Annotated in this window: 16 protein-coding genes; 2 read left to right on the top strand and 14 right to left on the bottom strand. The window is 44.0% G+C overall.

All coding sequences use genetic code 11. The annotated features are described in order from the left end of the window. Positions 1-126: 126 nt before the first annotated feature. The 4 genes from B4G81_RS01350 to polA all read right to left on the bottom strand — a co-directional run bounded on the left by B4G81_RS01350 (position 127) and on the right by polA (position 5714). Positions 127-1572, bottom strand: a complete 1446-nt coding sequence (locus B4G81_RS01350; RefSeq protein ID WP_294079294.1) for an ATP-binding cassette domain-containing protein — start codon at positions 1570-1572, stop codon at positions 127-129. A 20-nt stretch (positions 1573-1592) separates the two neighbouring features. Continuing rightward, the gene (locus B4G81_RS01345; protein ID WP_294079292.1) at positions 1593-2372 is read right to left on the bottom strand and encodes a radical SAM protein; all 780 of its coding nucleotides are present in this window, start codon (positions 2370-2372) and stop codon (positions 1593-1595) included. A 61-nt stretch (positions 2373-2433) separates the two neighbouring features. Then, positions 2434-2886: a YqaA family protein gene (locus B4G81_RS01340; RefSeq protein ID WP_294079290.1), complete on the bottom strand. Its 453-nt coding sequence runs from the start codon at positions 2884-2886 to the stop codon at positions 2434-2436. Between the two features lie 35 nt (positions 2887-2921). Continuing rightward, a complete protein-coding gene (gene polA / locus B4G81_RS01335; RefSeq protein ID WP_294079288.1) occupies positions 2922-5714 on the bottom strand; it encodes a DNA polymerase I in 2793 nt (930 codons plus the stop codon). Positions 5715-5812: 98 nt separating this feature from the next. Here polA and B4G81_RS01330 point away from each other — a divergent pair, with 98 nt between their 5' ends. Beyond that, positions 5813-6787, top strand: coding sequence for a polyprenyl synthetase family protein (locus B4G81_RS01330; RefSeq protein ID WP_294079286.1), 975 nt, complete (start codon positions 5813-5815; stop codon positions 6785-6787). Between the two features lie 61 nt (positions 6788-6848). Here the strand turns inward: B4G81_RS01330 and B4G81_RS01325 are convergent, their stop codons facing one another. The 10 genes from B4G81_RS01325 to B4G81_RS01280 form a co-directional block, all read right to left on the bottom strand. Further along, on the bottom strand, positions 6849-7274 hold the full coding sequence (locus B4G81_RS01325; RefSeq protein WP_294079284.1) for an Hsp20/alpha crystallin family protein: 426 nt from the start codon (positions 7272-7274) through the stop codon (positions 6849-6851). 202 nt (positions 7275-7476) lie between these two features. Then, on the bottom strand, positions 7477-10878 hold the full coding sequence (locus B4G81_RS01320; protein WP_414703142.1) for a glycoside hydrolase family 2 TIM barrel-domain containing protein: 3402 nt from the start codon (positions 10876-10878) through the stop codon (positions 7477-7479). Positions 10879-10975: 97 nt separating this feature from the next. Next, positions 10976-11845, bottom strand: a complete 870-nt coding sequence (deoC, locus tag B4G81_RS01315) for a deoxyribose-phosphate aldolase (protein WP_294079282.1) — start codon at positions 11843-11845, stop codon at positions 10976-10978. 63 nt (positions 11846-11908) lie between these two features. Beyond that, positions 11909-12232: a nucleotide pyrophosphohydrolase gene (locus tag B4G81_RS01310; protein WP_294079280.1), complete on the bottom strand. Its 324-nt coding sequence runs from the start codon at positions 12230-12232 to the stop codon at positions 11909-11911. Positions 12233-12278: 46 nt separating this feature from the next. Beyond that, on the bottom strand, positions 12279-12731 hold the full coding sequence (gene dtd / locus B4G81_RS01305) for a D-aminoacyl-tRNA deacylase (protein WP_294079278.1): 453 nt from the start codon (positions 12729-12731) through the stop codon (positions 12279-12281). Positions 12732-12759: 28 nt separating this feature from the next. Continuing rightward, positions 12760-14550 carry an excinuclease ABC subunit UvrC gene (gene uvrC / locus B4G81_RS01300; protein WP_294079276.1) on the bottom strand — a complete coding sequence of 597 codons (1791 nt, stop codon included), beginning with the start codon at positions 14548-14550 and terminating at the stop codon, positions 12760-12762. Positions 14551-14641: 91 nt separating this feature from the next. Then, positions 14642-15166 carry an adenine phosphoribosyltransferase gene (locus B4G81_RS01295; RefSeq protein WP_294079274.1) on the bottom strand — a complete coding sequence of 175 codons (525 nt, stop codon included), beginning with the start codon at positions 15164-15166 and terminating at the stop codon, positions 14642-14644. Positions 15167-15210: 44 nt separating this feature from the next. Then, positions 15211-17085, bottom strand: coding sequence for a tRNA uridine-5-carboxymethylaminomethyl(34) synthesis enzyme MnmG (gene mnmG, locus B4G81_RS01290; protein ID WP_294079272.1), 1875 nt, complete (start codon positions 17083-17085; stop codon positions 15211-15213). Between the two features lie 144 nt (positions 17086-17229). Further along, positions 17230-17658 carry an rRNA maturation RNase YbeY gene (gene ybeY / locus B4G81_RS01285; protein ID WP_294079270.1) on the bottom strand — a complete coding sequence of 143 codons (429 nt, stop codon included), beginning with the start codon at positions 17656-17658 and terminating at the stop codon, positions 17230-17232. 38 nt (positions 17659-17696) lie between these two features. Then, complete coding sequence (locus B4G81_RS01280; protein WP_294079268.1) at positions 17697-18929, bottom strand: nucleoside recognition domain-containing protein; 1233 nt, start codon at positions 18927-18929, stop codon at positions 17697-17699. A gap of 213 nt (positions 18930-19142) precedes the next feature. Between B4G81_RS01280 and B4G81_RS01275 the strand changes: the two genes are divergently transcribed. Then, positions 19143-19922 carry a helix-hairpin-helix domain-containing protein gene (locus B4G81_RS01275; RefSeq protein ID WP_294079266.1) on the top strand — a complete coding sequence of 260 codons (780 nt, stop codon included), beginning with the start codon at positions 19143-19145 and terminating at the stop codon, positions 19920-19922. Positions 19923-19952 lie beyond the last annotated feature (30 nt).

Genomic DNA, 19952 nt, shown 5'->3' with positions numbered 1-19952 from the left:
AGCGCAGAAAGCGACTAAAGTAATTGAACAGCTATATACGGCTCTTTGTTTGGTAGGGGCTATAACTGCATCTAATGGTTGATGCAATCTTTTCCATTGATATTTAAGGTGATTCCCCCCGGATGACTATAATTGCATGCAATGATCGATGCAATCGGGGATCTCTTCTTTGTGGTGGGTTACATAGATCAGCGACTTGCCGGTTTGCTGTGCGAAAGACTCGACAATGGAGGTACACTGCTGTTTGTGATGGTTATCTAATCCGTGGAAAGGCTCGTCGAGTATCAGTAGTTCAGGATTTTTAATCAGGGCCCTTGCAAAGAACAGCAACCGTTGTTCGCCCGAAGAAACCCTCAGGAACGGCCTCTCTTTCAAATGCGCTATTTGTAGTATTTCCAGTAGTTTTTCTGCGAGGCGGACCTGTTGATCATTGCACTTGCGGTATAACCCGATACTGTCAAAAAAACCGGAGGCAACCACTGCCGTGCAATTCACGTTTTCCCTGTAATAGAGGTGCAGTTCTGAGGAGCTGAATCCGATACGCCTTTTGATATCCCAAATACTTTCCCCGGTACCTCTTTTGCGTCCGAAGAGACGTATATTCTTGGCATAAGCCTGCGGGTTGTCGGCAAAGATATAGCTGAGCAGGGTCGATTTTCCGGAGCCATTGGGTCCTAATAGCGCCCATTTCTCATCTTTGAGGATTGTCCAGTTCACATCTTTTTGTATGATCCGTTCTCCGTAAGAAATTTCCACGTTGGTCATCGATACCAGTTCGTTACTTTCGCAGGTGCGGTCTTCAAGTGTGAAATCATCCCAGTTTATTCCGGATGCCGGAATACCTGTCGCCCCGTTCTCAGGGGTAAAACCGGATTTCTCCCCACGGTAATTGACCATACAGTCCCGCATCTCCAGGATATGCGTCGTGCAGTCAGGCAGGTCTTCCATTGAAGGAGCAATGAACAAAAGACGGATATTGCAGTGGTTCAGCAGAAACAGAAACATATCGTTGAGAATGTTGCGCGACGCTTCATCCAGGCCGATAAAGGGATTGTCGAAGATCAACATCTTTGGATTATCAAGCAATACCCTGGCAATAAGAAATTTTCGTAATTCACCACTGGATAAGTGGATCAGTTTCCGGTCCATCCAATCGAATAGGTGGAAAGTCTCGAAGATAAGCCGGTTTTCCCCGGAGATATTCTCAAGTGGTAATAAGTCGCTTACCAGCGGTATATCCTCATTTTCGGAGTTGTTGAATCGCTGCTGGTAGAACAGCTTACGGTAGTCGAGTAGGGTATAGGCGGCATTGAACTCGATCTTCCGGATCTGCTGGGAAGGTAGCAGGGGGCGGGTATTTTTATCCGGATCTTCCGGAAAATGGTACCGGATATCACCCGATTGAATAGCTATTTTTCCGCATATCAGTTCCGACAGGAGCGACTTTCCGCTTCCATTGCGGCCTACAATACCCCATGTCTCATCACTGTTGATTTGCCAGTTGATTGGTTGGGTGAAAGGTGAATCGGGCATCCTCGGGACAACATTCTCGCACGCAATATAATGAGACATAATTTTTGAATAGAGAGCCATTATCCCGCCACATTGGTTTGTATTCCGAGTTCCTCTACCCTGGCAGCTATTTTCTGCAAATCGGCGAGAGGCGCTTTTTCAAGCGCTGAGGCGGGCGTTTCCCGGTCGATGGTGTAGATCATCACCTCGCGGGGATTAAGCGCCCTGACGACCTCTAACCATGCTGAAACCTCCTCTTCGGTGGTGTTGTCGATTTCGTGTCCTTCAAACCGGCCTCTTAAGAACAGGGTCTGCAGGATAAAATTACCCTGAAAACGTTGATAGAGGGCTACCTGTCTCGCTACTGAATAACCGGGCGCATTGGGACGGTCGATCAGCCGGACGGTCTCATCGATTGCCGAATCGAGTTTCACGATGGGGTTTTCTATTTTCTGAAGTGCTTCAAATACTTCCGGTTTATTGAGGTGCATGCCGTTGGTGAGCACGCTTATTTTTGCATTGGGGAAATATTGGTCGCGTAATTCAATCGTATCTTCAATAATACCTTTGAATTCGGGGTGCATCGTTGGTTCGCCATTACCGGCAAAAGTGATGACATCGGGTGTGACTCCCTCCCCGCGGAGGGATAGCAATTTATCTTCCAGCGCCGCCCGTACATTTTCCCGGTCGGGCAACTTCGTTTTGGTCCGGAAATCTTTATTAAAACCACATTCGCAGTAAATACAGTCGAATGAACAGAGTTTGCCGTCATATGGCAACAGGTTCATTCCGAGCGATATCCCCAATCGCCTGCTGTGGATGGGGCCAAAAACAATTTCATGAAAAAGTATAGTGGACATATGATTGATAACTAAGAACTAAAAGTGAAAAACTAAAAATTAAGAATGAGAAATACAGCCATTAAAACCATGACAGGATCCGATCGGTACCGAAAGCGATCACAAAATACCGCAGAAATTTCCCGACAGTCATCGATATCATTACGATAGGTGCGCTGGCCCGCATAAAACCTAATGCGACCAGCATCAGGTCTCCTACGGCGGGAAGGAAACCGAAAAAACCCATGGCCGCTCCCCTGGTTTGCAGGAGGGCAATCATCCGGTCGATCTTCTCCCGGTCGATCTTGAACCATCTTTCGAGCCACTCTATTTTACCTAACCGGCCCAGATAATAACAGGTGGCACCGCCGATCGAGTTACCTATGGTAGCATAGGCGATGCTCGTACCAATATCCGATCCGGCCGCGATCAATGCCGCGAATACCACTTCTGAACTGAACGGCAGGATAGTAGCTGCCAGGAAAGATGCCAGTAGAAGTCCCCAATAACCGTATTCCGCTAATCCGTCAAGCATAAGATAATCTGCTAATCATCACATCACCACATCGACTAATGTGCTGCCAGCCAATTCTCACCCACACCAATATCGGTCTTCAGCGGAATCGACAACCGGCAGGCATTTTCCATCTCCTCCGTCACGATGGCTTTTACTTTTCCCAATTCATCAGGAAACACATTGAAATTCAATTCATCATGTACCTGGAGGATCATTTTGGATTGTAGTTTCTCTTCCTGCAACCTATTGAAAATGCGGATCATCGCTATTTTGATGATATCCGCCGCGCTTCCCTGGATAGGTGCGTTGATGGCATTCCGTTCTGCATATCCACGTACGACCGCATTGCGCGAGTTGATATCGACAAGATACCGTTTACGTCCCAGAAGTGTTTCCACAAAGCCTTTATCACGTGCCCGGGAAATGCTTTCATCCATATATTGTTTCACCTGCGGGAAAGTATCAAAATAACCGTCTATCAGTTCTTTGGCTTCGGTACGGGAGATGGTAAGCCGCTCCGACAGGCCGAAGGGGGTGATGCCGTAGATAATCCCGAAATTGGCCGTTTTTGCTTTGCGCCGCATATCACCGGTCACCTCTTCGAGGGGTACCTTGTAAATTTTGGCGGCAGTGGCGGCATGGATATCCTGCCCTTTGTTAAATGCTTCCGTCATATTTTTATCGCCACTCAGGTGCGCCATGATACGCAATTCGATCTGTGAATAGTCCGATGAAACAAACAGGCATCCTTCGTCGGGAATAAATACTTTACGCATCTCCTTGCCCCGTTCATCGCGGATGGGGATATTCTGCAGGTTGGGGTTGGTGCTGCTCAGGCGTCCTGTGGCGGCTACCGTCTGGTTGAACGAAGTATGTATCTTTCCGGTACGGGGATTGATAAGGAGGGGGAACGCATCGATATAAGTACCGAGGAGTTTTTTCAGGCCCCTCTGTTCCAGTATCTTTTCTATGATAGGATGCCTCGACCGGATCTTCTCCAACTCCTCTTCACTGGTCTTATACTGTCCCGTCTTGGTTTTTTTCGGTTTGTCTACGATCATCAATCGGTCAAAAAGGATTTCCCCTATCTGTTTGGGAGAGTTGACATTGAACTCGATACCGGCCATATCGGTGATTTCTTTTTCAATCCGTTGCAGTTCGGCCGTGTATTGGGTGGAGAGCTCTTCCAACGCTTTCAGGTCGAGCCGCACTCCGGTCCATTCCATATCAGCCAGCACATAGACAAGGGGGCATTCAATCTCGTAGAACAGTTTCTCCAGCTTGTTTTCGTGGATTTCCCGCTCCAGTATATTCTTCAGCTTCAACGTGATGTCGGCATCTTCTGCCGCATAATCGGATACGATTTCCGGATCCACATCACGCATACACTTTTGATTTTTACCCCTCGGCCCGATCAATTCTTCGATATGGATTGTCCGGTATTTGAGGTAAGTCTCCGCCATATAGTCCATCCCGTGCCTGATCTCCGGGTTGAGGAGATAATGAGCGATCATGGTGTCGAAGAGTTTTCCTTTCACCCGGATATCGTAATTGCGGAGCGAGAGGATATCGTATTTGAGGTTCTGACCGATTTTGCCGATAGACTCATTTTCGAAAAAAGGCTTGAAGATTGCAGTCTGACGACAGGCTTCTTCGCGGTCTGCAGAAATGGGCACATAGTAAGCTTCTCCCTCTTTAAAGGCAAAGGAAAGTCCTACCAGGTCGCTCAACAGGGGATCCATGTCGGTAGTCTCCGTATCGAAGCAGACCTCTTTTTCCCGTGACAACTTTTCACACAATTCAGTCATTTCCTTTTCCGACCGTATCATTGTGTATTGATGAGAGGTTGTGCGGATGTCGGTATATCCGGCAAAGAGGGTCTCCGCAGGTACAACTTCTTGTATAATTTCTTCTTCGATGGTAGCGAAGAGATTGCCCTGTATAGGCCCTTTAGGGGTAGCGACCACCGTTGTCCGGCTGAACATGCGGTTCAGGAATGTGCGAAATTCCAACGCCTCGAAAAGTATTTTCATCGCCTCTTCGTCCATCTCTTTCCGGGCAAGATCGTCCTCTTTTACTTCAATGGGAACATCGGTTTTGATGGTGGCGAGGAATTTTGAGAAAAGTATCTGTTCCCGGTTCTCTTCTACCTTCTTTTGCAATGCCCCTTTCAATTGACGGCTTTGCGCCAGGAGGTTTTCAATGGAACCGAACTCGTTGAGCAGTTTTACGGCCGTCTTTTCTCCCACTCCCGGGCAGCCCGGAATATTATCGGAAGCATCCCCCATCAGCCCCAGCAGGTCGATCATCTGGGCAGGGCTGGAAAGTCCATATCTCTCCATTACCTTTTTGTCGTCTAGAATATCAAAATCGTTGCTGCCGTATTTGGGTTTGTATATAAAGATATGAGGTTCGGCGAGCTGCCCGTAGTCTTTATCCGGTGTCATCATATACACATCAAAACGGTCTTTGTCTGCCCGTTTGGCAATGGTACCGATCACATCGTCGGCCTCATAACCGGGTACTTCCAATATGGGAATATTGTAAGCAGTGATAATCTGTTTGATGATGGGCACCGACCGCTTGATATCCTCCGGGGTTGCTTCACGCTGTGCCTTATAGGCTTCGTATTCCTGATGCCGGAAAGTGGGGCCGTCGGGATCGAAGGCGACGGCGATATGCGACGGGTTTTCCTTATGGAGTACTTCTTCCAGCGTATTGACAAATCCGAAGATAGCGGATGTGTTCTCGCCCTTTGAGTTTACCCTCGGGTTTCTGATAAACGCGTAATAAGAACGGTAAATGAGTGCGTATGCGTCCAGAAGGAAAAGTTTGTTTTTGCTCATATCTATCTTTAAAATCTGATTAAGAAGCGTAAAGTTACGAATATTTGTTGCGGGAAGGAGAATAATTTCTAAATTTGTGGAATTAAATATAGGATGCGATGGATCAAAGTCAGATCATAAAAGACTTCCTACATGATGAATTGGGTCTTTTTGATAATTATTTGCGAAAATCAATAAAAACCGACAATCCCCGCATTTCAGGAATTATCGATTATGTTTTTGGGGCTGATGGTAAGCGGTTGAGACCCACGTTAGTACTTCTGGCTGCAAAAGCCTGTGGACAAATTATCCCGGAAACATACCATGGAGCTGTGACTGTTGAATTGTTACATACGGCCACGCTTGTACACGATGATGTGATCGATAAGTCCGACATGCGTAGAGGGAAACGTTCAGTGAATGCTGTGTATGATAATACCCGGGCGGTATTGGTGGGCGATTATCTTTTGTCGACCGCTTTGGCGGAGAGCGTGAAAACAAGGGATCTTGAAATTGTACGGATTATCTCGGAACTGGGACAGAGCCTTTCCGAAGGAGAATTGGTGCAGTTTTCACTTGCCGAAGAGGTTGTCATAGATGAAACCTCCTATTTTGAGGTAATTGAGAAGAAGACAGCCTCTTTATTACGTGCCAGCATTACGATCGGGGCAATTACCGGAGGTGCTACACAGGAAACAGTGGAAATATTCAGCCGCTTAGGAGGAATTCTGGGTATTTGTTTCCAAATACGGGATGATATATTTGATTATTATAAAACCAATGTAGGGAAACCTACCGGTAACGATATCAGGGAAGGGAAGGTGACGCTCCCGTTGATATATGCATTGCGGCGGGCACCTGAGGCCAAGTCGGATCAAGTATTGAAAATCATCCGCTCACGCGATTATTCTGAGGAAAACATAGAAGACATACTTCGTTTTGCCAAAGAATATGAGGGAATAGAGTATGCTAATAGAAAGATAAGAGAGTTGCTGGATGAGGCGGAATCGATTATATCTGAACTCTCGATTGATAATCAGATCAAGGATCTTTTACGTCTATTTCTTTCTTATTTGTTTGAACGAAATTATTAAAAAAAGAGAGTGAACCCGATGTACGGTTCACTCTCCTGTTTTATTGCCTGTCCCTCTCGAATTATTGTACTTCAATTAATTTAGAGGCAGATACTTTTCCTTCTTCTCGGGTAGGAATTTCAACGGTCAATACACCATTTTCCACCTTTGCAGAAATTTTATCCTTTTCTATATTCTCAGGTAATACCATCCTTCTTTGGAATTGCGTGTAAGAGAATTCGCGTCTTAGATAAGCTCCCTTTTTGTCTTTTTCTTCTTGTTCATTCTTTTTCTCGAAGGAGATTACCAGGTTATTGTCGTCATCAATTCTGACTACACAATCTTCTTTGGTCATACCCGGAGCCGCTACTTCCACGGTAAATCCGTTTTCGCTTTGCTGAATATTGATGGCAGGCACTGATCTGCTGCTGTTTTCCATCCATTCATTACCGAAAAAATCATTGAAAATACTCGGTAACCAGTTGTTGGTACGTCTAATAATTGCCATAATTTTATTCCTTTCCTTATCTTTAATCCTTTTAATTTATCAATTCTTACACTATTGAATAGGCAAAAGATATGCCGAAAGGAGTATTTCTCTTATCCGTACTTTGTGAATGACAAAATGGCTTAAAATGATGTAAAAGTAATGTAAATATAAGACATTATGTCAGTAATCGTAAAAAATAATAGTGATCAATGAGGGCAGTTTAGTCATATTTTAGCACTGATTTTTCCGCAATTTCAGCTTCACTCTTCACCGGAATCAATGTAAATCCCCACTTGTAATCCTGGTTGGCCGGGATGCTATATTCGGGTAGGGGGCGTGCTCCCCAACTATTGTATCCTGCTACGCCCTGTTGTTTCATATCGATACATACCTCTACAAAGTTTTGGGGGATAATATCATTGATATGAGTTTGTCGGGGGCGTTTATCCTTTGCTTCCTCATTGGAGTGTGCAGCAATTTCCTCACTGTTGAAGTTGTTCCACTGATAGGGCTTGTCTTTGTTTTCTTCAGAATCAAAATCTTCCACGCTGTGGCGAAGTGCGTTAAACCCTATCGTACTATCGGCAACTACCAGTAATCCACCGGGTCCACCGGTGAGTGTTAGCCATCGGACATCAGTTCTATGGCCGTTTTCTTGGGGTCGGGAGTAAGGGACATACATACTTTCTGCCGTGGTGCTATAAACACCTACTTTCGATCCGGAAGCACGGTCGACATAATTCTCTCCGGGACCCCGACCATAATATTTCACATCATTCATAGATGGGGAGAGACGAAAACGCACTCCAATGCGAGGCACATTTAAAGTTGATGATGCTTTACGTGCTGCTGATGCTTCCGGGGAAAACGTGGCAGTCAGCGTAGCCTCTGATACTTCGACTTCTGTCTCTTGCATATCGGTGGAATGGAACTGTACACTGACTTTCACGATTCCCGACGGGTATATATTGTATTTTAGAGTGTAGAGATTCCCGGCGGCAAGCAGATAAGTAGTTTCTACCACTACGTTTTTATCTTCCGGGTAGCTTTTCACATCGGTTACCTTGAAATCCTTACTCGATTGCTTCCAGACTTGAAGTCGATAAGGATTGCCGTTTCCGTAGTCATTGTCGTTGGGGCCACGCCAGAAGTTGGGTTGTACGCCAAACCCTTTGTCGAAATATTGGATGCCATCCACCTCATAAGAGGTGGGCATACCGCTTGCCTTGTCGAACTGAAATTCCAGTCGGGTAGAGCTTACCCGGAGAATATTTCCTTTTTGTTCTATTTTTAATGCAGGATAATTTGAGGTTTCGGTATAGGCTTGTTTCGGCACGTAAATCGGTAGCTTGAATTGTTCGATGGCCACGATATAGCCTGAGGGTATAGGCGATTGCGCCTCTTTTTGGACTACTTCAAAATTGACAAAATATTCTGTTCCCGGTTTGGGTTGAAGGTTACCAAACGGTACCTTTACCTCTGCTGTTTGCTGTGGTAAGAGAGCAATATCCAACACTCCTTCATCGAAGGTTGCTCCACCTTCTGTGATGATGTAGCGGAAGATATAATTATCAGTATTGGTAAAATATTGGCGGTTTATAACCCTGAAAATACCTTTCTCCGAATCAACTGCCTCAAATCCAAAATTCTGGTGTACATATTGTATTTCTGCCATAGCGGGGTGGGGAGTTCTTGCCGGGTCAACCACACCGTCACATACGAAATTCCCATCACTTCCCATATCTACACCATAGTCACCTCCATAAGCCCAAAAGGGTGTTCCATTTTCATCGTGTTTCAATAAGGCGTGTTCCACCCATTCCCAGATATACCCTCCTTGCAGGTTCGGGTATTTGTAGATGGCTTCCCATTGGATATCAAGATTACCGTTGGAATTACCCATCGCGTGTGAATATTCCGATGGGATCACGGGACGGTCACTTCCTTTTCTGCCGATTTCTTCCAACCAGGCCGCACTGGGGTATTGGGGCACGTACATATCTGTATTGGAATCCCATAATGCCCGTTCATAGTTTACCGGTCGATTCATCAGGCTACGTTCCTGGTCTTTCAGGTATTTGTAAGTATGGAAGAAATTGATGCCGTTTCCGGCCTCATTTCCCAATGACCAGATAAAAATGGAGGGTTGATTTTTATTTCGTTCGAACATATTTACAGTTCTGTCCATATGTACTTGTTCCCATTCCGGATGTTTGGCAAGGGATCTCTCGCCATAATAGAGCCCGTGTGATTCGATATTGGCTTCGTCATATACATAGAGCCCATATTCGTTACAAAGTTCGTAAAAGCGGCGCGATTGAGGATAATGGGAGAGTCGGACACTGTTGATATTGTGTAGTTTCATCAGTTCAAAATCTTTTCGCATCAATTCCTCCGTGACGTAGTGTCCTGTTTCGGGATTAGTCTCATGTATATTCACACCTTTTATCTTGATGGGTTGTCCGTTCACAAGGAACAACCGGTCGATCCGGTGACCTGTTTTTACAGGTTTGATCTCAAAACGGCGAAAGCCGACAGGATAGGGGACTACCTCTTCAGATTCTTCCCCTTCTTTTTTCACTGTAATAAGTAATTTGTAAAGATGTGGTTGCTCCGAAGTCCAAGTAGTTACATACGGCAATTGCGCACTGAAACGGATACTATTCTCTCCATGGCTTTGTACAGCTATCGGCTTTGTTTGGGAAGCGACGACCTTACCGTAGGGATCGAGCAGTTCGTATGATACGTTGGCATAAGAAGCACCGGATTGATAATTGCTTACTGTAGTTTCCAATTCGAAGATACCATTTAAGTAATCATCGTCAAGCGTCGATTTCACTCTGAAATCCCGCAATGAAGTCTTGGGTTGTGACCATAGGAAGACATCTCTCTCGATGCCACTGATACGCCAGAAGTCTTGACATTCTAAATAGGAACCGGTGCTCCACCGGAATATTTTTAATACGAGTGAGTTTTTTCCGGGTTGTATATAGGAATTAATCCTGAACTCGGCGGGTGTTTTGGAATCCTCACTATATCCCACCTCTTCGCCGTTGATATACACATATACGCCCGATTTGACACCGTCTATCGTTAGGAATATCTCCCGATCCTCCCACTCTTCCGGTATATCTATTTCACGACGATACACACCCACCGGATTCTTTTCTGGGAGATAGGGTGGTTCCATTTTAGGGAAACGGGTTTTTGGATCACGTTCTACAAATTCATAAGGATGGTTCACATAGATCGGAGTGCCAAATCCCTGAATTTCCCAATTACCGGGCACTTTGATATCTTTCCAGTCTGCTAATGCTACAACAGAATCAGTGATGTTTTCGGGTAATTGTTTATAGGACTCCACGAAATAGAATTTCCATGTTCCGTTAAGGGATTGATAATATCTGCTCTTTTCGTAAGGTGTGTTAAGCGCTTCTGTTTTGTTTGCATAGGTCATAAATTGCGTGCGCGGATACTCCCTGTTTACCTGCACTACGTTTATATCCTGCCAGTAGGGAAGCGTCCGGCGAGGGGAAATTGATTTATATTCCTGGGCAGGCAATGTATTTATACTTGATATACAGGCAATTGTCGCCAGTATCAACTGTTTGATCTGCATCATATTATATAGTTGAAAATTAAGAATGATTGTTCACATTATTCCCATCCCGACACATCGGGATTTTTGCTACGCTTCGATTGGCATATTAGTCATATTATCACAGAACATCAATTTTGGAGAGCAGGTTCTCGGCCAATCGGCTTGCACCTATGCGAAAGAAGGCATTGTTGCACCATTCCTCCCCCAGCATCTCTTTCACTATAGTGTAATATTTTATCGCATCCTCCGCCGTGGCAATTCCTCCGGCCATTTTCAAACCTACTTTCCTTCCGGTTTTAGCATGATAGGAGCGGATGGCATGGCACATCACGTATGCTGCTTCGGGAGAGGCTCCCGGATATCCTTTTCCCGTGGATGTTTTAAGGAAGTCTGCTCCGGAATAGAGGGCTAAAACGGCTGCATTATGGATATTCTTTACATTCTGTAATGCGCCGGTTTCGAGGATTATCTTTAGAGAAGCATGACGGCAAGCATCTTTTATTTCGGTGAGTTCTTCACACATTCCTTCGTATTCACCATCTAAAAAATTTCCTACATTGATGACCACATCGATTTCATCTGCCCCATCTGCTACGGCCAGTGATGTTTCTACCACTTTGATTTCGCTGAAAGTCTGAGATGAAGGGAATCCTCCTGCTACACAGGCGATCTTCACATCGGCTGTGAGTGCTTCTTTTACTGTACGGACAAAGTTGGGATATACACAAACGGCTGCTACATTATCCATTTCCGGATTCGAACCATCGAACTTGTTTACCTTTTCGGTAAATTTCCAGATACTTTCATTTGAATCGGTGCTGTTCAATGAAGTGAGATCTATGCAGCTATATAATTTTTTATAGACTTTCGCATTATTATTCTCATTGTATTTTTCATTGAGCAAGTCATTTACTTTTTTTGAAACCTCCTCGTCTGTCAATCTGAACGGATGGGTGTTGATTGCTGTAGTGTATTTACTTGTTTCCATTGATTCTATCTTATTCTTTAATTATTATGCATCTACCAAATATTAGTTTAATGAATGATGTATTTATAATTTTTCATTATTCAAATGTCTATTCACGTCTCTCTGTGTCTTTTTCTCGAAATTCTTATGTAACGCGTCTTCCAAATCTACTCCGGTTTGGTTTGCTAAACATACTAATACCCAAAGTACATCGGCCATCTCGTCCGCCAGATTTTTCGATAAATCCGATTTTTTGAAGGATTGGTCGCCATACGTACGAGCCATAATCCGGGCCAATTCACCTACCTCTTCAGTGAGAATAGCCATATTGGTCAATTCGCTGAAATAGCGTACGCCATAAGTCCTTATCCACTGGTCTACCTGATGCTGTACCTCCTGTATCGTCATGTTATTTCTTTTTCTTTTTCTCACCTTCTCCCAAGCCTCTCAGTTATTATTCTCTGTTCTTTGAATCGATCCAGATGGTGACAGGGCCGTTATTTGTTAACTCTACCTCCATATCTGCTCCGAACTCTCCGGTAGCTACCGGCTTTTGTAGCATTTGTGACAGAGTGCTGCAGAATTGATCATACAACGGTTTGGATACGTCCGGCCTGGCAGCACGTATATAAGAAGGGCGGTTTCCTTTTTTTGTACTTGCATGCAATGTGAATTGGGAAACCACTAAAATATCTCCGCCTGTTTCCCGTATCGAGCGGTTCATTACTCCTTTCTCATCATCAAATATACGTAAATTAACTGTCTTTTTACATAAAAATGTAATATCTTCTTCATTATCGGTTTCCTCGATACCTATAAAGAGCAGCATGCCTTCTCTGATACTGCTTATTTTCTGTCGGCTGATATAAACGACCGCTTTTTTTACACGTTGAATAAGTAACCTCATAGATTTGATATATAAAGAAAATAGTATTTCATCCGTGAATCCACTTCCATATAATTTCCCCTTTATTTTTTCCTATCACTGAGACAATCTCCTCCTTGTTGGCTTCCTTTATCCGTTTGATACTTTTGAAATGGACAAGTAACTTCTTTTTTGTTTCAGATCCGATGCCTTTCACTTGATCGAGTTCGGATGTTGTTTGTGATTTACTCCTTTTTTGTCGATGGAAAGTAATCCCGAACCGATGTGCTTCATCCCGTAATTGCTGAATAAGCTTTAACGTCTCGGAATTTTTATCGATATAGAGAGGAACCGGATCTTCGGGAAAATATATTTCTTCTAAACGCTTGGCAATCCCTATCACGGCAATTTTTCCATATAATCCGATTTTCTGAAGTGATTCTACAGCAGCGTGTAATTGCCCCTTACCTCCGTCAATTACAATGAGTTGGGGCAGTGAAGCGCCTTCGTTAAGCAGCCGAGAGTAGCGTCTTTCCACAATCTCTCGCATAGATGCGAAATCATCAGGGCCTACGACGGTTTTAACGTTGTAATGACGGTAATCTTTTTTGGATGGTTTGGCTTTTTTGAAAACCACACATGCGGCAACCGGATTTGTTCCCTGTATATTGGAATTATCAAAACACTCGATATGCCATGGAATTTCTTTTAACTGAAGATCATTTTGCACCCCCTTCAATATTCTGGTCGCCCGTTGGTCGGGATTGAGCATCTCTGCTTTTTTCAGTTTGTCGATCTTGTATTGTTTTACATTTTTTTCCGACAAACTGAGAAGCGTTCTCTTTTCTCCCCGTTGAGGGATGGTAAATTCTACATTGGGGACTTTTAGGTCCGGAGTAAAAGGTACAATAATTTCTTTCATCTCACTGCCGAATCGCTGACGCATTTCCACAATCCCCATGCCTAATAGTTCTTCCGGCGTCTCATCAAGCCTTTTTTTATATTCGAAAGTATAGGCCTGATTTACGGCTCCGTTCACTACATGCAGGTAATTGATATAGGCTGATTGTTCGGATTCTTCAATGGAAAATACATCCAGATTATAATGAATATTACTGACCACTTGAGACCTTTCCCTGAAATTATGGATTAGTTGTAGCTTTTCTTTTAGTTCATGCGCTTCTTCAAATTTTAATTGTTCGGCCAGCAGTTGCATCTCTGTAAGAATTTGCTTTTCTATGATGGCGACATTCCCTTTTAAAATCTCAATAATCTCCGCAATATTCTTGTTATAATCTTCTAATGATTGTAATCCTTCGCACGGCCCCTTGCATCGTTTTATATGATATTCGAGACAGACATTGAATTTGCCGGCTGCAATATTTTCGGGTGTAAGGTTGAGGCGGCATGTACGGACTTTATATACTTTCCTGAAAATATCCAATAAGGCATCTACGGATTGTACCGAAGTGTAAGGGCCAAAGTATTTTGATCCGTCTTTTACCACATTGCGTGTCTTGTATACACGTGGGAAATACTCATTTCTTATTACGATAAAAGGATAAGATTTATCGTCTTTCAGCATCACATTGTACCGAGGCTTTAATTGCTTTATCAGGTTATTTTCGAGCAGAAAAGTATCCTCTTCTGAATTGACAACAATATATTTTATTTGCCTTATATGACGGACCAGTATGCGGGTCTTTGGATGCTCGTGGTGTTTATTGAAATAGGAAGAGACTCTTTTTTTTAGGCTTTTGGCCTTTCCGACATAAATAACTGTACCCTTCTCATCCAGGAATTGATAACATCCGGGTTGATGGGGAATAACAGCCAATGTATTTTTTACTTCGTCGGTCATGACAGGGGATAAAATCTCTTTTAATTTTCAGAATAGGATATCTCCGGGAAATGGTGAGAAATTTGTATCATTTAGCCGGAGATTCCGGGGTTTAAAATTTAATTATTGAATTTATTTCTACCTCTTTCGGAAAATGTTGCCGACCGTTCAACTCTTCTAATTCGATAAGGAAATTGATATAAATTTTTTTTACCCCCAATTTTTTTACAAGGTTGTAAGCAGCTACCATTGTTCCCCCGGTGGCTAGTAAATCATCATGCAACAATACCACATCGTCGCTCGATAATGCATCCTCGTGAATCTGGATCGCGTCTTCTCCATATTCTTTTGTGTAGGTTTCCTCTATTACTTTATAGGGGAGTTTCCCTGGTTTACGGACGGGGACGAACCCGGCTCCTAATCGGATTGCTGCAACCGGACCCATAAAAAAGCCTCTGGATTCTATTCCTACCACTTTGGTAATTCCCTTGTTTTGGTACCTTTGGTACAGGATGTCCGAAAGTTCTTTTAAATGTGTAGGCGATTGGAACAAGGTGGTAATGTCCCTGAACAAGACTCCCGGTATGGGGAAATCCTGGATATTCCTAACGGAGGAAGTAAGTGTTTCAATACTCATTTTTATATTCTTTTTTTAATGTTCCACGTGAAACATTCTATTTTTTATCGCCCCAATAGTACAAGCAGCACAGAGATATCATTGGGTGAAACACCCGGAATCCTGCTTGCCTGCGCGATGGTCTCGGGATTTATTTTAGTCAGTTTCTGCCGTGCTTCTGTGGAGAGCGATTGTATTTCGTTGTAGTTGAATTTATCTTTGATACGGATGTCTTCCAGCCGTGTGATTTTGTCGGCCATTATCCGCTCGCGTTTGATATATCCATTGTATTTTATTTCTATATCGGCTGATTCTATTATTTCGTCTTTGCGCTCTTGGATGGATTCCAGCAATTCTTTCAGAGGAATTATTTCCTGTGACATTAGTGACAGGTCGATGTGAGGCCTTGTCAGTAGGTCGTACAGCTTCACTCCATGCTTTAGTGGCGCTGTCCCGATATGTTCCAAAAATGGATTAATTCGCTCCGATTTGATAGAAAAATTATGCACAAAATTGATGATTTCGGTTACTTTTTCCTCCTTGTCATTGAGTAATTGTAATCTTTCCTGCGTAGCCAAACCTAATTCATTGGATTTTTTTGTGAGTCGCTCGTCTGCGTTATCCTGACGGAGGAGAATACGGTATTCCGCACGGGAGGTGAACATCCGGTAGGGCTCATCCACTCCTTTCGTAATCAGGTCATCGATCAGCACCCCAATATAAGCCTCATCTCTGCGCAATATAAAAGGAGTTCCTCCATGGCAGCTGACATGGGCATTGATGCCTGCGATCAGTCCTTGTCCTGCCGCTTCTTCATATCCCGTTGTTCCGTTGATCTGTCCCGCGAAAAAAAGGTTCTTCACCGGTTTTGTTTCTAATGTCGGATGCAGTTGGCGTGGGTCAAAAAAATCATACTCGATTGCATATCCCGGCCGGAAAATATGTACATTCCGAAAGGCGGGGATAAGTTGCAGGGCTTTCAATTGTGTCTGCAAGGGGAGGGAAGAGGAGAACCCGTTGAGATAATATTCGTGGGTTGTTTCTCCTTCCGGTTCGAGGAAAAGCTGATGACTTGTCTTGTCTGAGAAAGTGACAATTTTGGTTTCTATACTGGGACAATACCTCGGCCCGATACTCTGAATCTGCCCATTGTAGAGGGGGGAATCATGAAGTCCCTCCCGTAAAGCTTGATGTACCTCTTCAGAGGTGTAGGCTATCCAGCAGCTTCGCTGTTGAAGCGTCCGTTGTACCTCCGGAAGATAGGAGAACTTATGAAAATCTATATCTCCTTCCTGTTCTTCCAGCAGGGAGAAATCGACCGTTCTTCCGTCAATACGTACGGGTGTGCCGGTTTTCATTCTGTCAGTAGTGAATCCCAAATCCCGCAACTGCTCCGTCATTCCAGTAGAAGCCGGTTCAGAGATACGTCCTCCGCTGATCTGTACCTTGCCGATATGGATCAATCCGTTCAGGAAAGTACCGTTGGTAAGGATCACCGCTTTGGAGAAGAACTCCACGCCCATGCCGGTCTTTACGCCGTTGAGGGTAGAATTGTTATACAGGAGTTCGGTCACCACATCCTGCCACATATCTAAGTTCGGCGTGTTCTCGATGATCTTCCGCCATGTCTCGATAAACTTCATCCGATCACTTTGCACCCGGGGGCTCCACATGGCGGGCCCTTTGGAGCGGTTGAGCATCCGGAACTGGATGGCCGTCTTGTCACTCACGATCCCCGTCTGTCCACCTAATGCATCAATTTCACGTACAATCTGTCCCTTTGCAATACCACCTACGGCAGGATTGCAGCTCATCTGGGCAATCTTGTTCATGTCCATGGTGATCAACAGCGTTCTGGATCCCAAATTGGCTGCAGCCATCGCCGCTTCGCATCCGGCATGGCCTGCTCCCACCACTATGATGTCGTAATTGAATGTCATTTTATTGTTTTGAGGAAGCAAAGATACTAAAAAAGAAAAAGTTACCTGTCGCTGTGATGTTAATTACCGATAAGAAATAGTCAATTGTCTTTTTTCCAGGTCAATAGATGAATACATTCTATTCTATCCGGTGGAAATGTACAATTAAATTCTGCTTCCCTTTCGTGAACTTAGGGCTTTTTCCTCTGCCTCTTTCATCTGTTTGCTTTCGGCTTCCGACTTATCGTTGATGCCACACAGGTGGAGAACGCCATGGATTATAACACGGTGCAGCTCTTCGATGAAATCGGTGTCATATTGAATTGAATTGGACAGCACCGTATCGAGGCTGATAAAAATATCCCCTGAGATGCAATCTCCTTCGGAATAATCGAAGGTGATGATATCGGTATAAAAATCATGTTGCAGGTATTGCCGGTTGACCTCTAAAATTTTGTCATCGGTACAAAAAAGATAGGAGATATCACCGGTTTGTTTTCCATAATTTTTTGCGACGGATTTTATCCAGTCGGCTGTTTCCCTTTTTTTAATCTTAGGAAAATCGATATTTTCAGCATTGAAAGTGACTGCCATTTTATTAACATTTATTAGCTTGGAGAATCCTTTATTTTTTATCCGAAAAAGAGATAGGTCACGAAAATAGCAGCAATAATACCTGCTAAATCGGCCAAAAGTGCATAGGGAACGGTATAGCGTGAATTTTTTATGTTCACCGCTCCGTAGTAAACAGCTACAATATAGAAAGTAGTATCGGTGGCTCCCTGAAAGACGGCCGATAATCGCCCGGCAAACGAATCGGCGCCAAAAGTCTGCATGGCGTCGATCATCATTCCGCGTGCGCCACTTCCGCTCAGCGGTTTCATGAGGGCTGTAGGCATACCGTCCACCCACCGAGTATCGAAGCCTGTCATTGCTACCAGGTCGCGCAACCCTTCCATCAGAAAGTCCATGGCACCGGAAGCGCGGAACACCCCAATGCCTACCAGTATGGCGATAAGGAAAGGGATAATGGTCACGGCAGTTTTAAATCCTTCTTTTGCTCCGTCGATAAAAGCATCGAAGATATTAATCTTACGTCGTAGTGCCTTCACGATGAAAAGGACGATGATGGTGAAGAGAAAAATATTGGCGGCAAGCCCCGAAACAATATTAATCTGTTCCTGAGGCATGGATTGAAAGAGTACGATCGTACCTCCTATAATCCCCGCCATGGCCAATAAAAAGCCCATGATTGCCTTATTGAAAATATTGATGTGCTGTTTGAGACAGACGGCAATCATACCCACGAGGGTGGCGGCAAAAGTGGCAATCATGATGGGGATAAAGACATCTGCAGGGTTAGCGGCGCCCATCTGCGCCCGGTATACCATGATAGTGACGGGAATCAGGGTCAGCCCAGAAGCATTCAGCACTAGGAACATGATCATGGGATTAGATGCTTCCCCTGTCTTTGGATTGATCTCCTGTAGTTCCTGCATTGCCTTCAGTCCGAACGGGGTGGCGGCATTGTCAAGCCCCAGCATATTGGCAGATATATTCATTAACATCGAACCATAAGCCGGGTGATTCTTGGGTATATCGGGAAAGAGACGGGTAAAAAGAGGAGCGACAGCTCTGGAAAAAAGCGTCACCATCCCGCCCCGTTCACCTATTTTCATCACGCCGAGCCATAGGGATAGTACTCCCGTTAACCCGAGTGATATCTCGAAGCCGGTTTTAGCCGATGCATAAGTGGAATTCATGATCTCGGTAAAGACATCCACATCCCCAAAGAAGATGAGTCTTACTAAAGCCACCACGAAAGCGATTAGGAAAAATGCAATCCAAATGTAATTCAATACCATACCTTGCGAGAAATCATTAATAAGACCTATAGCGGACAAAGAATTATCAAAGATACAATTTATGGCTATTTATCGAAAAGAAAACAATATATTTTCTATCTTTAAGGTTCGGGAAGGCAATTAAAGGCTTAGGAGGTTAGGTGGACAAGTAGTTACTTTATTTTCACTTACTAAATCCTGACTCTTGGTTCTTGACTCTAAAAGTCCAAAGATATGTATTGGAAGGATTTTCTATATTTCCAAAGAAATTCGAAGACGGCGGTAATCCTGTTGCTCATCTTGATTGTGTTGACCCTTATCTTGAACATACTCCTCAGTTATCGTAACTCTTCAGATATTGTACTGCAACAGAACGACTCTCTGGTGCGGGAATTTGAGGAATTCAAACGGTCGCTGACGGTAGGGGGGCCATCTTCAAACGGAAATGTTAAGGAGGAGTATGGGAGTGATACAGGACAATTATCCGGAAAGGGTAGTTCTGATGAAGGTGTATATGATCAGAATGATAGGTCCTTATCACAACAATATATGTCCCGGAATATAGATAAATCCTCGTCCCGTACAATTTACCCGACGACAGAAAAATTATCTGCGGGAGAAACCATATCTTTGAATAAGGGTGATACAGCCGAATGGAAAAAAATTCCCGGTATCGGTAGTGCCTATGCTTCCCGTATCGTGAAGTATAGGGAACTTCTGGGAGGCTTTGTGCAAGCCGAACAACTATTGGAGGTATATGGTATCGATCAGGAACTTTTCTCCGGTATCATTGTTTATATTGAGCCGGATGGCGATATCCGCAGGTTGCAGGTTAACCGGTCGGATTTTAAGGAATTATTACGTCATCCATACCTAAATTATAAACAGGTGCAAGCTATTATGGGACTTCGCCGTAAAAAGGGAGATATTTCTTCCATACGCGAACTATCTATTCTTGATGAGTTTACACCGGAAGATATCTTCCGCCTTGAACCTTATCTGGAATTTAAATAGTCACTTAAATAACTAATAAAGCAGCACATC

Source organism: Proteiniphilum sp. UBA5384, assembly GCF_002410825.1.
In the GTDB taxonomy this organism is placed as follows: Bacteria; Bacteroidota; Bacteroidia; order Bacteroidales; family Dysgonomonadaceae; genus Proteiniphilum.
Note: the sequence above shows the minus strand (reverse complement) of the source record. Positions and strands in the feature narration are given on the sequence as shown.

What these genes read in the sequence shown, in the direction of transcription:
- B4G81_RS01340 (WP_294079290.1), bottom strand. Translation starts at nt 2,886, where the DNA reads ATGCTTGACGGATTAGCGGAATACGGTTATTGGGGACTTCTACTGGCA.
- dtd (WP_294079278.1), bottom strand. Translation starts at nt 12,731, where the DNA reads ATGAGGTTACTTATTCAACGTGTAAAAAAAGCGGTCGTTTATATCAGC.
- B4G81_RS01295 (WP_294079274.1), bottom strand. Translation starts at nt 15,166, where the DNA reads ATGAGTATTGAAACACTTACTTCCTCCGTTAGGAATATCCAGGATTTC.
- B4G81_RS01345 (WP_294079292.1), bottom strand. Translation starts at nt 2,372, where the DNA reads ATGTCCACTATACTTTTTCATGAAATTGTTTTTGGCCCCATCCACAGC.
- mnmG (WP_294079272.1), bottom strand. Translation starts at nt 17,085, where the DNA reads ATGACATTCAATTACGACATCATAGTGGTGGGAGCAGGCCATGCCGGA.
- polA (WP_294079288.1), bottom strand. Translation starts at nt 5,714, where the DNA reads ATGAGCAAAAACAAACTTTTCCTTCTGGACGCATACGCACTCATTTAC.
- B4G81_RS01350 (WP_294079294.1), bottom strand. Translation starts at nt 1,572, where the DNA reads ATGTCTCATTATATTGCGTGCGAGAATGTTGTCCCGAGGATGCCCGAT.
- B4G81_RS01330 (WP_294079286.1), top strand. Translation starts at nt 5,813, where the DNA reads ATGGATCAAAGTCAGATCATAAAAGACTTCCTACATGATGAATTGGGT.
- B4G81_RS01280 (WP_294079268.1), bottom strand. Translation starts at nt 18,929, where the DNA reads ATGGTATTGAATTACATTTGGATTGCATTTTTCCTAATCGCTTTCGTG.
- B4G81_RS01325 (WP_294079284.1), bottom strand. Translation starts at nt 7,274, where the DNA reads ATGGCAATTATTAGACGTACCAACAACTGGTTACCGAGTATTTTCAAT.
- deoC (WP_294079282.1), bottom strand. Translation starts at nt 11,845, where the DNA reads ATGGAAACAAGTAAATACACTACAGCAATCAACACCCATCCGTTCAGA.
- B4G81_RS01310 (WP_294079280.1), bottom strand. Translation starts at nt 12,232, where the DNA reads ATGACGATACAGGAGGTACAGCATCAGGTAGACCAGTGGATAAGGACT.
- B4G81_RS01320 (WP_414703142.1), bottom strand. Translation starts at nt 10,878, where the DNA reads ATGATGCAGATCAAACAGTTGATACTGGCGACAATTGCCTGTATATCA.
- uvrC (WP_294079276.1), bottom strand. Translation starts at nt 14,550, where the DNA reads ATGACCGACGAAGTAAAAAATACATTGGCTGTTATTCCCCATCAACCC.
- ybeY (WP_294079270.1), bottom strand. Translation starts at nt 17,658, where the DNA reads ATGGCAGTCACTTTCAATGCTGAAAATATCGATTTTCCTAAGATTAAA.
- B4G81_RS01275 (WP_294079266.1), top strand. Translation starts at nt 19,143, where the DNA reads ATGTATTGGAAGGATTTTCTATATTTCCAAAGAAATTCGAAGACGGCG.